Source organism: Nonomuraea sp. NPDC005730, from assembly GCF_040630865.1.
Lineage (GTDB): Bacteria > Actinomycetota > Actinomycetes > Streptosporangiales > Streptosporangiaceae > Nonomuraea.
Genome location: NZ_JBEXYK010000013.1, coordinates 114,525 through 126,999, shown reverse-complemented (window position 1 = coordinate 126,999; position 12,475 = coordinate 114,525). Strand labels below are relative to the sequence as shown.

General features: G+C 71.7%; 14 protein-coding genes. 8 read left to right on the top strand and 6 right to left on the bottom strand.

The features are described from left to right. Positions 1-69: 69 nt before the first annotated feature. Positions 70-738 (bottom strand): TetR/AcrR family transcriptional regulator, encoded by a 669-nt coding sequence (locus ABZ444_RS18710; RefSeq protein ID WP_357997993.1) that lies wholly within the window; start codon positions 736-738, stop codon positions 70-72. Between the two features lie 149 nt (positions 739-887). Here ABZ444_RS18710 and ABZ444_RS18705 point away from each other — a divergent pair, with 149 nt between their 5' ends. The 4 genes from ABZ444_RS18705 to bla all read left to right on the top strand — a co-directional run bounded on the left by ABZ444_RS18705 (position 888) and on the right by bla (position 3,200). Beyond that, complete coding sequence (locus ABZ444_RS18705; protein WP_357997990.1) at positions 888-1,235, top strand: nitroreductase family deazaflavin-dependent oxidoreductase; 348 nt, start codon at positions 888-890, stop codon at positions 1,233-1,235. 28 nt (positions 1,236-1,263) lie between these two features. Beyond that, positions 1,264-1,968: a DUF4386 domain-containing protein gene (locus ABZ444_RS18700; RefSeq protein WP_357997987.1), complete on the top strand. Its 705-nt coding sequence runs from the start codon at positions 1,264-1,266 to the stop codon at positions 1,966-1,968. A gap of 10 nt (positions 1,969-1,978) precedes the next feature. Continuing rightward, a complete protein-coding gene (locus ABZ444_RS18695; protein WP_357998118.1) occupies positions 1,979-2,089 on the top strand; it encodes a LuxR C-terminal-related transcriptional regulator in 111 nt (36 codons plus the stop codon). A gap of 145 nt (positions 2,090-2,234) precedes the next feature. Beyond that, the gene (gene bla, locus ABZ444_RS18690) at positions 2,235-3,200 is read left to right on the top strand and encodes a class A beta-lactamase (RefSeq protein ID WP_357997984.1); all 966 of its coding nucleotides are present in this window, start codon (positions 2,235-2,237) and stop codon (positions 3,198-3,200) included. Between the two features lie 68 nt (positions 3,201-3,268). Here the strand turns inward: bla and ABZ444_RS18685 are convergent, their stop codons facing one another. The 4 genes from ABZ444_RS18685 to ABZ444_RS18670 are packed head-to-tail and all read right to left on the bottom strand — an operon-like array spanning position 3,269 to position 7,012. Further along, on the bottom strand, positions 3,269-4,534 hold the full coding sequence (locus ABZ444_RS18685; RefSeq protein ID WP_357997981.1) for a valine--pyruvate transaminase: 1,266 nt from the start codon (positions 4,532-4,534) through the stop codon (positions 3,269-3,271). Positions 4,535-4,594: 60 nt separating this feature from the next. Then, the gene (locus tag ABZ444_RS18680; RefSeq protein ID WP_357997978.1) at positions 4,595-4,804 is read right to left on the bottom strand and encodes a hypothetical protein; all 210 of its coding nucleotides are present in this window, start codon (positions 4,802-4,804) and stop codon (positions 4,595-4,597) included. A gap of 11 nt (positions 4,805-4,815) precedes the next feature. Beyond that, on the bottom strand, positions 4,816-5,871 hold the full coding sequence (locus ABZ444_RS18675; protein WP_357997974.1) for an LLM class flavin-dependent oxidoreductase: 1,056 nt from the start codon (positions 5,869-5,871) through the stop codon (positions 4,816-4,818). A gap of 55 nt (positions 5,872-5,926) precedes the next feature. Next, positions 5,927-7,012, bottom strand: coding sequence for a helix-turn-helix domain-containing protein (locus ABZ444_RS18670; protein ID WP_357997971.1), 1,086 nt, complete (start codon positions 7,010-7,012; stop codon positions 5,927-5,929). 99 nt (positions 7,013-7,111) lie between these two features. Here ABZ444_RS18670 and ABZ444_RS18665 point away from each other — a divergent pair, with 99 nt between their 5' ends. From ABZ444_RS18665 to ABZ444_RS18650, 4 genes are all read left to right on the top strand, one after another. Continuing rightward, positions 7,112-8,332: an MFS transporter gene (locus ABZ444_RS18665; protein ID WP_357997968.1), complete on the top strand. Its 1,221-nt coding sequence runs from the start codon at positions 7,112-7,114 to the stop codon at positions 8,330-8,332. 52 nt (positions 8,333-8,384) lie between these two features. Next, positions 8,385-8,906: a carbonic anhydrase gene (locus ABZ444_RS18660; RefSeq protein WP_357997965.1), complete on the top strand. Its 522-nt coding sequence runs from the start codon at positions 8,385-8,387 to the stop codon at positions 8,904-8,906. Between the two features lie 100 nt (positions 8,907-9,006). Beyond that, a complete protein-coding gene (locus ABZ444_RS18655) occupies positions 9,007-9,777 on the top strand; it encodes a helix-turn-helix domain-containing protein (protein WP_357997962.1) in 771 nt (256 codons plus the stop codon). Next, a complete protein-coding gene (locus tag ABZ444_RS18650) occupies positions 9,767-10,936 on the top strand; it encodes a cytochrome P450 (protein ID WP_357997959.1) in 1,170 nt (389 codons plus the stop codon). The genes ABZ444_RS18655 and ABZ444_RS18650 overlap by 11 nt, the downstream gene beginning before the upstream one ends. Here the strand turns inward: ABZ444_RS18650 and ABZ444_RS18645 are convergent. Then, positions 10,926-12,401, bottom strand: a complete 1,476-nt coding sequence (locus tag ABZ444_RS18645; RefSeq protein WP_357997956.1) for an SDR family oxidoreductase — start codon at positions 12,399-12,401, stop codon at positions 10,926-10,928. The two genes, ABZ444_RS18650 and ABZ444_RS18645, sit on opposite strands and share 11 nt — an antisense overlap. Positions 12,402-12,475: the final 74 nt, after the last annotated feature.

Below are 12,475 nucleotides of genomic sequence, written 5' to 3'. Positions count from 1 at the left end.
ATCGGCCCAGCCGGACCCGCCCGGTCTCTGCCCCGACCCCGCCGACGTCGCCGCCCGTACCGAAGAAGCTCACCCGACTTCGCCCGGACGCGGGGCCCTCCGGCGCGCTTCGAGGACGTCCAGGATCAGGTCCAGGCCGTAGCCGAACTCGCTGGTGTAGTCGTAGCCCGGTCGCAGGGCGTGGTCGCGGATCATCTCGGTGAGGTACGGCAGCTCCTTCTCCGGCAGCCGCTGGAGGATGCCGCCGGCCACTTCCTCGACATCGTCCGGCGTCGCCATCGGCAGGTTCGCCTCCTGCAGGACGAACCCGTAGACGTAGCTGTCGATCAACGAGACGGCGTGCGCCGCCATCGGCAGTGTGAACCCCGCCTCCCGCAGGACGCCCAGGACGGCGTCGTGGTGGCGCAGCGTCGCCGGCCCAGGGTCGCGGCGGGAGTCCATGAGGCCGAGGGCCCAGCTGTGCTGCGACAGGATCGCGCGTGCGGAGACGGCTCGCGTACGGATCGCGTCGCGCCAGTCGTCGCCTTCGGCACCGGGCAGCTTGATCGCCGCGAACACCATGTCGACCACGCCGTCGAGGATCGCGTCCTTGTTCGGCACGTGGTGGTAGAGCGACATCGCCTCCACGCCCAGTTCCTGCGCCACCCGGCGCATCGTGATCGCCTCCACGCCGCCGCCGTCCGCGACCCGGATCGCGGCTTCCAGGACGAGGACTCTGCTGAGCGGTTGCGGCGGCATGACGGCTCCGGGGTGTGGGCGGGTTGACAGCCTTACAAGCGTAAGCCAACCTTACAGCCGTAAGTGGCCTTACAGACGTAAGGCCGTCCTGGCGCTTGCGGAGCGCGGAGAAGGAGATTTCCATGCCGATGCCGAAATGGTGGGGGCACGTGAACAAGAAGGTGTTCAACCCCCGCGCGATAACCGGCGGGCGATGGCCGGTGCTGGTTCACGTCGGGCGCATCTCCGGCGCCACCTACCGCACGCCGCTCGACGCGCATCCCGTCGACGGCGGTTACCTGTTCGTTCTGGTGTACGGATCGCGCTCCGACTGGGTGCAGAACGTCCTGGCGGCCAGAAATGCGCGGCTCCGGGTCGACGGGAGAGAGGTGGAACTCACCGCCCCACGCCTTGTCGGGACGGACGAGGCGTTCCAGGCCCTCCCCGCCGAGGTGGCACGCCCGCCGAAGGTGCTCCGCATCACCGAGTTCCTCCGCATGGACCTGCTCACACGCTGACCACCACGACAATCTCTGGACATGAATCGTGCACACGAACAGGCGGGCAACCGCAATCGCCGGCACGCTGGTCATCTTGGGCATGGTCGCCGGTGCGCTGAGCGTCGTTCCGGCTGTCGACGAACCAGGCCGTCTCGCTCTCATTTCCGCACACGAGGGCCAGGTCATCGTCGGCGCAGTCGCTCAGTCCATCATGATCCCCGCCTATGTCGGGTTCGCGCTGTACCTGTATCCGATGTTGAGGGCGGAGAACGAGGCGCTCAGCCTCGGTTTCCTCGGGTTCAGGCTGATCGCTGCGACGTTCCACTTCATCGGCGTCATCATCCTGCCCCTGTTTCTCGTGCTGGGTCAGGAACTCACCCAAGCCGGCGCTGCGGCCGCATCCGGCATCGAGGTCGTGGGCGAATTACTGCGGACGGCGCGCGACTTGGTCAATCACGTCGCATTGATCATCTCGCTGAGCCTTGGAGATCTCCTGTTGTTCCGCATCCTGTGGCGGTCGAGATCCGTCCCTCGATGGTTGTCCGGATGGGGATTCCTGGCGATCGCAGCAGCCGTATCGGCGAGTTTCCTGGTGCTGCTTCGCAGGACTGACGTGGTCACACCGCTCTACCTGGCCATGAACGCGCCACTGGCCCTGCAGACCTTCGTCTTCGCCGTGTGGTTGATGGCAAAGGGCTTCGCCGCGAACCCACCGCCCGGAGCCCACCGGCACGGCGTCCGGGGCGTCTGACGCGACCGGCATCGCGGCCCAGCTGTACCTCAGCCCGCGCGCCGTCGGCTACCACCTCTACAAGGCCTTCCCCAAGCTGGGGATCTCCTCGCGGGCGGAGTTGGCCGCGATCGTCGCCTGAGCGTCGAGGTGCGGGAGGCGATTACCTGGGGAAATATCGGAATCCTTATTGTTCGGGGTCTCATATCGCTATTGGACATGCCGCTGCCGCCTCTGGTCTTCTGGGTCGCGCTCATGAAGATCCGGATCGAGATCGGGGAGTCGGGATGAGACACGATCATCACAGGGGGCTGCGTACCAGGCTCGGCGCCTCCGTGCTGGCGACCTCCACGGCGATGGCGGCTGTCGTCGGCCTGGCGGGTTCGGCAGGCGCCGACACACGTTCGGCGTCCGCCGTCGCGCAGCCGGAGAGCGGCACGGCCGACGTCAAGAAGCAACTGCGCGCGCTCGAGAACTCCTACCAGGGACGCATCGGGGCCTACGCGATCGACACCGGCACCGGGAAGACCCTCTCCTACCGGGGCGGCGAACGATTCGCCAGCGCCTCCACCTTCAAGGCCATCCTGTGCGGCGCCATCCTGAACAAGGCCCGGACGACCGACCCCGGCCTGCTGGACCGCACGCTGCGCTGGACGGCCAAGGACGTGGTCGTGAACTCGCCGATCACCGGACGGCCGGAGAACGTCAAGAACGGCATGACCGCGGACCGGCTGTGCCACGCGACCGTCACCGCCAGCGACAACACCGCGGCGAACGTGCTCCTCAAGCAGATCGGCGGCCCCGCGGGGCTGACCCGCTACTACCGCTCGCTCGGGGACCCGATCGGGCGGCTCGACCGCCATGAGCCGGAACTCAACGACTGGAAGCCGGGCGAGAAGCGCGACACCGTCAAGCCCGCGTTCATGGCACGCAACCTGCAGAAGCTCAGCCTGGGCGACGCTCTCGTCCCTGAGGACCGGCAGCGGCTGAACGAGTGGCTACGGGCCGGCATCACCGGCACCGAGCGCATCCGCGCCGGGGTTCCGCGGGACTGGGTCGTCGGCGACAAGACCGGGGGCGGCGTCGGCGCGTACGCGCCGGGCAGCGACATCGCCGTCGCCTGGCCGCCCTCCGGCGCGCCGGTGATCATCGCGATCTACACCAATCGCACCGACCCCACCGCGACCATGGACAACAGCGTGATCGCCAAGGCGGCCACCGTGCTGGTCCGAGGGCTCGGCCTCGCCAAGTAGCGCGTCATGGTGGCGGGCCGCGCCGGGCCTGGGCCCATGGGAGGCGGCAGGTCCGGGCGGCACGAGCCTCAGGAGCCGCGGCGCAGTTCCAGGAGGCCTTCGGCGATCCTTGCGACGCCCTCGGCGATCACGTGCTCGTCGGCGGTGAGGCTGATCCGGAAGCATCGCCTGGCGTGGGGCGCCGCTGGGGCGTCCGGCGTCGGGGTTGCGAAGAAGTGGCGGCCGGGGACGACGAAGACCTTCTTGGTCTTCATCAGCCGGTACAGGGCCATGTCGTCGAACCAGTCGTGGTCGATCCACAACCAGCAGAACATGCCGCCCTGTCCGGCGTGCAGCCGCCAGGTGACGGACTCGGGCAGCAGGTCGGCCAGCAGGCGTTCGGCGTACAGGCGGCGGGCCTGGTAGAAGGGGTTGATCACCGTGGCGGCGAGCCGGTCCAGCAGCCCCGAGGACAGCGCTCTTGCCGCCACCCGCTGCATGAGCTGCGGGGCGTGCAGGACGGAGTTGGCCATGAACGACACCATCGCGCGGATGTAGCGGGAGGGCCCGATGGCGAATCCGACGCGTTCGGCGGGCAGGCCGGCCTTGGACAGGGTGAAGCAGTTGATCAGGTGGTCGTCCCACTGCGGGGCCACGCGGGAGGCGGCGACGCGGGGGAAGGGGGTGCCGTAGGCGTGGTCGACGATGAGGGGCACGTCTCGGCGCCGGGCCACGTCGATCAGCCGGGTGAGTTCGTCGCCGTCGATGCTGCGGCCGGTGGGGTTGCTGGGGCTGGACAGCAGGAGCATGCCGATGTCGGGGCATCGCTCCACTGCCTCGAAGTCGAAGGCGTAGCGGAAGGACCTGTCGCCGGTCAGTTCGATCTGGGGGGCGATGCCGGTCACGCCGTCGGGGTCCATGGACAGGCCCAGGTAGCCGGGGTAGTCGGGGGTCATGGGCAGGACCACGCGCTGGTTGGAGCCGTCGGCGGTCTGGCCGGCGAACAGCGCGGTGGCGATGAAGAAGAGCATCTGGCTGCCCGGTCCCACCACGACGTTGTCGGCGGTGATGCCCCAGCCGTAGCGGGTGTTGAAGGAGGTGACGATCTCCTCGACCAGGGTGGGCATGCCGCGGGAGGGGCCGTAGCGGCTGCTGGTCGCGGTGAAGTCCTCGGCCACGACGGTTGCGGTCAGGTCTCTCCAGGCGTCGATGACCTCTTTGATCTGGGCGGGGTTGCCGATGCTCAGGTTCAGCCAGTCGGACGCGCCTGAGGCGGTGGAGGTCGCGACGTCCTCCATGATGCTCCGCAGGCCCGACATGTCAGACATCTTCTGGCCGCTCCGCGATAACTTCATTGTTGCGTGTCCCTTCTCGGATCTGGCCCGCCGCCGGCACACATCCGCGGTTTGTCGTGATCAAGCGAGTCCACCGCATTCGCCGTCGCCGCACAAGACGGTGACGGTGGACGCACCGCCCGCACCGCGGTCGTTTGTCCTTGGGGCCGATGTCCATCCGATGTCCACGGTGTCCTGGTCGCCGGGCAGGTTCGCGTTGGTGAACACCCAGCCGTCCGGCGCCTCGGGCAGGCCCAGCGGCTCGAACTGGTCGTCCTCGATCCCGTTCACGGCGGGGCCGTTCAGGTGAGGAGTTCGGCCAGCCGGGCCATCTCGGTGGGTGGGTCGATCACCGGCTGGATGAGCAGTTCGTCGACGCCGGCCTGTTCCAGGGTGGCGATGCGGGCGCGGAGGTCGTCGCGGGTGCCGACCAGGGCCAGGGTGTCCATCAGTGAGGGCAGGATCAGGTCGCGGTCCTCGGGCGCGATGCGTCCGAGGTAGCCGGTGTAGAGCTTGGTGTGCCGGTCGGGTGCGGTGGCGGTGGTGCCGCGCCGGTCGAGAAGTCGCCGTACGGCCTCGCGTTCCCCGGGGCCGAGACGCTCGGCGAAAGCGGCGGTGTCGGCGGCCGTGTCGGCGGCGAAGGTCAGCAGTGACAGGACGAGATGGCCGGTCGCGTCCCGGGCCGCGTCACTGTGGGGGTCTTCGTCCTCCTCCCGTACGTGCAGTGCGGTGACCACGTAGGAGGCGGCGTTGCGGGGTGCGCCGTGCGCGGCGTCGCGGCGGGCGTCGTGCAGTGCGCGCCAGGCGGCGGGGTCGAGCAGGCCGAAGGAGATCAGGCCGGTGCCGCGGCGGCCGGCGACGGCGGCGGCCTTCGGCCCGGTCAGCGCGGCCACGACGAACTCGATCGGGTCGTCCGTGTTCACGTGCGCCCCGGCGTGCAGGAACCGGACGTCGCGGGCCCGGTCGCCCTCGCGGTACTCGATGCTCCGCCCGGCGCACAGGTCCTGCAGCGCGGCGGTGAAGGACTCCACCGTCGCCGCCGTGGTCGGCCGCATGCCCAGCGTGCGCCGGGCGGTGTTCCCGGTGCCGACCCCGCAGCTGATCCGGCCCGGCGCCAGCGCGTTGAGGCTGGCCAGCCCGCTCGCCGCGGCCGGGGCCGAGCGCAGCGCCGGTGACGTCACGCCGACGCCCAGCCTGATGCGGCTGGTGGCCTTCGCGCACAATCCCAGGGCGACGAAGGGGTCGCCGTGGACCATCGGGCTGTCGTTGACCCAGAAACTGTGCAGGCCCAGCTCCTCGGCCCGCACGGCGAGATCCTCCACACCGGGGTGTGCGGTGACCACGACGCCTGCACGCATCAGACCTCCACCGAACGGTCGACTCGAACGTACTCAGCCTGACAGCCGAAGCCGCTCAGCGCAGTACGGCCGTCAGCAGGTCCGCGCCCAGCGCCGTCAGATCGGCGACATTGACGGTGTAGCGGACGTAACGGCCGTGCCGCCGGGCCGTGAGCAGGCCCGCGCGGCGCAGGACGGCGAGGTGTCGGGAGACCTCCGGAGGTGAGAGTTCCCAGGCGTGGGCCAGCTCGCCGGTGGTGTGCGGGCCGCGGGCGAGGGTGCGCAGCAGCCGCAGTCGTACCGGATGCGCGAGCGCCTCCAGCCGCAGCGTGACCGTTTCCAGCGACACCGGCTCGGACGGGCCCGCCTCGGCCACGGGGTACTGCACCACCGGCTGCCATCCGGGCGCGTGGACCACCACCAGGTGCGGGCGGCCGAAGACGCTGGGGAGGAAGGTGACCCCGGCGCCGTGGGCGGTGGTCGCGTTGTCCTGCAGCTTGTCCACGATGATGCGGTTTCCGTCCGGCGCCAGGGTGACGGCGCCGGAGACGGACGCGAGTGCCGCCCCGATGCCCTGGCGCTTCAGCAGGTCGTTCTTCAGGCGCAGGTCGGTGGCGAGTTGTGCGGCGACGCCCGTCCAGGCGGCGTCGAAGAAGGCCCCGGCGCACTGTTCGAGCGTGTCACGCACCCGCGCCCGCACGGCGGCCGGGTCCGCGAGCAGCCGTTCCGCGAAGGCCTCCTGGAGCGCGCCGCGCGCCTGGGCCAGGTCGAGCGCCCGCTCGCGCGCCGTCGCGTCGGTGAGCGGCGACGGCGCGCCGAAGTGGACCCGGTTGCTGCCGCACGTGGTGATGAGCGCGGCGGTCACGTAGGTCTCGTCGTCGATCCGGTCGACATCGTCCAGCTCCTCGGCGAGGGTCGGCCGGGGACGCGCGGGGACCAGGAAGTCGGCGCGGGAGGAACGCCAGAGGAACTCCGCCTCCCTGAGCCGCTCGGCCAGCTCCGGCCGCAGCCCGGCCCAGACGTCCCCGGCCCAGCCGGCGAGCTGCGGGTGATGCCCCGGTTCGGCCAGCACGTGCAGCATCGCGGTCAGCTCGGCCAGCGGGGAGGCGGCGAACCGCAGCCGCCCGGACGGCAGGCCGCCGATGTCGATCCTCAGCGTCATCCCCACATCATCGCTGGTCGGGCGGCCGACGACCGCGTCGATTGACGGTGTCCGTCAACTGACGGAGCCGCCCCGGCGGCCGAACGCATCGTTGACGCCATGGCAACCACCACCAAGATCCGGCCGCGCGCCCTCGTCCGCGCCTCCGGAGGCCCCCGCTATGCCGTGGCCCTGGCCGTGGACGCGCTCGGCACCGGCCTGTTGCGGCCCTTCCTGCTGCTCTACGGGGTGACGGTGCTGAAGCTGTCCGCGCCGGTCACCGGCATCGCCATGACGGCCGGCGTGGTCGTGGGTCTGGTGTGCATGCCCGCGGTCGGCCGATGGCTGGACCGGGGCGCACGCAGCACGGTCGTGGCGGCGTCGATGCTGGTGCGGGTGCTGGGCGTGGCGCTGCTGCTGGCCGCCCCCGCGGGGCACGTCTGGCTGTTCGCGACGGCGGCGCTCTTCCTCGGCATCGGCAACCAGGCCTGGCCGGCCGCCCACGCGGCCCTCGTGGCCACGGTCGCCCACGGCCGCGAACGCGATGCCGCCCTCGCCGCAGGCCGCGCCCTGCGCAACGCCGCTCTGGGGGCGGGCGCCCTCCTCGCCACCGCGTGCCTGGCGGGCGGCACCACCGCGTTGCGGGCGCTGGCGGCCGTCACCGGGCTCGCCTATCTCGCCGCGGCGGCCTTGGCGTGGTCGGTCCACCTGCGTGCGCGTCCGGCCGCCGCTCCGGCCAAGGACATGATCGGCGGGCCCGCGCCCCGGATGCGGGCGCTGCTGGCCGCCAACGTGGTGTACGTCTTCTGCCTCAACGTCCCCGAGATCGCGGTGCCCCTGATCCTGGTGACACAGCTGCACGCGTCCCCGGTGTGGCCGGCAGCCGTCTTCGTGGCCAACACGGTGCTGGTGGTCACCCTGCAGGTGCCGGTCACCGTCCTGCTGTCCCGCTTCTCCCGGCGGACCGTGCTGGCTCTCGCCGGCGTGGTGCTCGCCGCGTCCTACCTCGGCTTCCTCGCGGCCACCTCACTGGGACCCGGCTGGGGTGCCCCGGCCGTCGCCATGGTGTCCGTGGTCTGCACCATCGGCGAGATCATCTACGCCGGCAGCGCGACGGCGCTCGTCACCGCCCTCGCGCCGGCCCATCTCCTGGGACGCGCCCTCGCCCGCTTCCAGCTCTCCACCGGCTTCGGCCTCGCCGTCTCCCCTGCGGTCATCACCACACTCGCCTCCCACGGCCCGACCGCCCTCTGGGGCCCCCTCTCCGCCGCGACCCTCCTGTCCGCCTCCGCCGTCGCCGACAGGGCTACACAGCGAGGCAATAACATGTACAGTCAGTAGGGAATGTGGACTATGGCCGCGGGCCGCGGCACGTGACAGGAGGGCGTCCCCCATGAGCGTCACCGACCAGCTGATCGCCAACTCCGAACGCTATGCCGCCGCCTTCGACTCCGGCGACCTGCCGCTGCCGCCCGCCCAGGGGGTGGCCGTGGTGGCCTGCATGGACGCCCGGCTCAACGTCTACGGCCTGCTCGGCCTGCGCGAGGGCGACGCGCACGTGATCCGCAACGCCGGCGGCGTCGTCACCGCCGGCGAACGTCGCAGCCTGGCCATCAGCCAGCGCCTCCTGGGCACCCGCGAGATCATCCTCATCCACCACACCGACTGCGGCATGCTGACCTTCACCGACGACGGCTTCAAGCACGACATCTACCAGGAGGTCGGCGTCAAGCCCGACTGGTCCGCCGAGGCGTTCCAGGACCTGGAGGCGGACGTGCGCCAGTCGGTCAGGCGCATCCAGGCCGACCCGTTCATCCCGCACAAGGACTCCGTCCGCGGGTTCGTCTACGACGTGGCCACGGGCCGGCTGAACGAGGTCAAGCTGGACGCCGCTCCGCAGAGCTCGCACGACTGATCAGGCGGGCCTCGCCGAGTCCCGCGGCTGGGCACCCGTCGCGCGTCCGCGGCCCGGTTAACCGGTGGCGGACGCGGGGGTCGCCGGGTTGACTGCACGGGTGACCGCGTTGCCCGTGCCCGCCGACCTGGCCCACCTCGTGGCCGGGAGTTGGGCGCTGGACGGCGACGCGGTGCCGAGAGGGTTGCCGCACCCGGCTGTCGACCTGCTGGTCATGCCTGACGGTGAATACCGGCTGGCCGGTCCTGAGACACGCGTCCGGCAGGGACCGCTGCCCGGGGGCGGGCCCCTGGTCGGAGTGCGGCTGCGACCGGGGACGGTGACCGGGCTGTTCGGGGTCGCGGCCGACGAGGTGCCGCTGTCCGGGGCGCCCATCGAGGCCGGGACGCCGGCCGGGTGGCCCATCGAGGTCGGGCGGCCGGCCGGGGCGGTGGGTGAGCGGCTGGCCGGGGCGCTGGCCCTGGTACGGGCGCGCGCCGGGCGATGCCGGGTCGACGAGCGGGTGCGCGTCGTCCTGGCGGCGATGCACGCGGCGCCAGGTGCGCCCGTGGAGCAGCATGCCGCCCGGGCCGGGTTGTCCGAGCGGCAGCTACGGCGGCGGTTCGGGGTGGCGGTCGGGCTGCGGCCCAAGTCCTACGCGCGGGTGGTGCGGCTGCACCACGCGCTCGCCGCCGCACGTGCCGCGGTGGCCAGGGGCGAGCGCCCGGACTGGGCGGCCATCGCCGTGCGCAGCGGCTGCTACGACCAGTCACACCTGCTCGCCGAGTTCCGGCACGCGGTGGGCGCGCCGCCGACCGCGTTGCTCGCCGGATGGCCGTTTTCTCCAAGCCGTGACCAGCCGGGGCTAACACACTCGGCGCATGACCGATGACGTCGTCAAGGAGATCCTCGACTGGTACCGGCAGACCGCACAGGACGGTCTGGCCGGGGACGGGGTGCGCTACGCCGAGCCGTTGCGGGCCTGGCTGGTGCACGGTTACACCGAGGTGAAACAGGTGCTCACCGACTACCGGACGTTCTCGTCCGACGAGCTGCGCCACAGCGCGCAACCCCCGCCGCACCGGGACAACCCGCTTCTCGGCAGCCTGTCGGCGATCGACCCGCCCCGGCACCACCTGCTGCGCCGGCTGGTCAGCCGGGCCTTCACGCCCCGCGCGATCCAGGCGTTGCTGCCCTCGATCACCGATACCGTGCGGACGCAACTGGCCGGGGTGGACGGTGAGCTGGACGTGATCGGCCGGCTCGGTCGACCGTTGCCTGTGCGCACCATCTCCGCGCTGCTCGGCGTGGAAGCGGACCGGCAGCCGGACTTCGTGCGCTGGACCGAGGCGATCACCTCCTTCGCGGGCGCGTTCAGCGAGGACCCGGCGCGCCGGGCCGCCTTCCGCGCCGCGCACGCCGAACTGGCCGAGTACTTCGGCCAGGTGTTCGCCGAACACCGCGCCCGCCCCCGAGGCGACGTGATCGACACCCTGCTGGCCGCCGAACCGGACGGCAGCCGGCTCTCCGACGAGGAACTGCTCGACTTCTGCACGCTGCTGCTCGTCAACGGCCACGAGACGACCAGGACCCTGCTCGTCAACCTCGTGTTGTGCCTGGCCGCCCACCCGGAGGCGCCGGCCCGGCTGCGTGCCGCCCCTTGGCTGGTGCCCGCCGCCGTCGAGGAGGTGCTGCGGTTCCTGCCCCCGATCGGCGGCACCGACCGGTTCACCACCGGCCCGACCGGCATCGCCGGGCACCCCGTGGAGGCCGGCCGGCGGGTGGTCGCCATGGTGCTCTCGGCCAACCGGGATCCCCGGGTGTTCGCCGAGCCGCAGGAGTTCCGGCTGGACCGGACGCCCAACGAGCACCTCTCCTTCGGCCACGGTGTGCACTTCTGCCTCGGCGCGCACCTGGCCCGGCACGAGGTCGCGACAGCGGTGCACGCACTGCTGCACCGGTTCCCCGGTCGGTGGTCGCTGGGCCGGCTCGCGACCGAGCGCACCCCGGTCGGCATCGACGTGCTCGATCTGGCGCTGGTCAGCTCGTAGCCGGGGACTGATCCCTGCGCCGGGCCGCGGCGGCCACGTTGACCGGCATCCGGCCGAAGATCAGGCCGTGGAAGGGCGAGATCGCCCACCAGTACAGATGGCCGAGCAGGCCGTGCGGATGGAAGACGGCACGCTGGGTGTAGATCGTCCGGCCGCCGGAGCGGGTGACGCCGAGCTCCAGCCAGGCCAGTCCGGGCAGCCGCATCTCGGCGCGCAGCCGCAGCAGCCGTCCGGGAAGCACCTCCTCCACCCGCCAGAAGTCGATCGAGTCGCCCACCCGCAGCCGGGCCTGATCGCGCCGGCCGCGCCGCAGCCCGACCCCGCCCACCAGCCGGTCGGCCAAGCCCCGCAACTGCCACGCCACCGGCAGCGAGTACCAGCCGTTACGGCCGCCGATGCCCTCGATCACCTGCCACAACGCCTCCGGGCTCGCCTGCACGGCCAGGCGGCGATCGTCCACGAACAGGCTGCCGCCCGCCCAGTCGGGATCGGTGGGCAGCGGGTCGCTCGGCGCGCCCGGCGTGGACGCCGAGGACCAGCGCGTGGCGACGTCGGCCTCCTTGATCTTCATCAGCGCCAGGGACACCGCCTGGTGGAAGCCGACCAGCCCGCCCTCGGGGTCGGGTACGTGGCGGGCGATGTCGTGCTCGCCGCACACGGCCTCGTTGCGCAGCGACTCCACCAGCGGGCGGGCGATGCTCGCGGGGACGGGCGTGACCAGCCCCACCCACAGGCTCGACAGCCGGGGGGTGAGCAGCGGCACCGGAATGATCAACCTCGGCGGCAACCCGGCCACCGCGGCATAGCCGTGCATCATGTCGGCATACGTGAGGACATCAGGGCCGCCGATGTCGAACCCCCGGTTGACCGTTCCCGGCACCTCCGCCCACGCCACCAGATATCGCAGCACGTCCCGCACCGCGATCGGCTGCGTACGGCTGCGCACCCAGCGCGGCGTCGTCATCACCGGCAACCGCTCGGTCAGGTAACGCAGCATCTCGAACGAGGCCGACCCCGACCCGATGATCACCGCGGCACGCAGCACCACCGCCGGCACCGCGCCCCGCAGGAAGATCTCCCCCACCTCGGCCCGCGACGACAGGTGCGGCGAGAGCCTCTCGTCCGCGGTCGACCCGCCCAGATAGACGATCCGCCGCACTCCCGCCTCGGCCGCCGCGGCCGCGAACGTGCGCGCCGCCAGCCGGTCCCGCTCAGCGAACCGGCCGCTCGTCCCCATCGCGTGGATCAGGTAGTACGCGACGTCCACCCCGTCCAGCGCCCGGCGCGTGCGCTCGGCGTCGGTGGCGTCGGCCTCGACGGCCTCCACCCGGTTCGCCCACGGCAGATCGCGCAGGCGTCCGGCCGAGCGCACCATGCAGCGCACGTCGTGACCGGCGGCCAGCAGCTCAGGCGCCAGCCGCCCGCCGATGTACCCCGTTGCCCCGGTGACCAGGCACAATGCCATGCCCACGCACCTTCCCCGTCCCTCGGGGCTCATGCCGGAGCGGTCTGGTCACCGCCCCTCCCGCAAGTACTGTC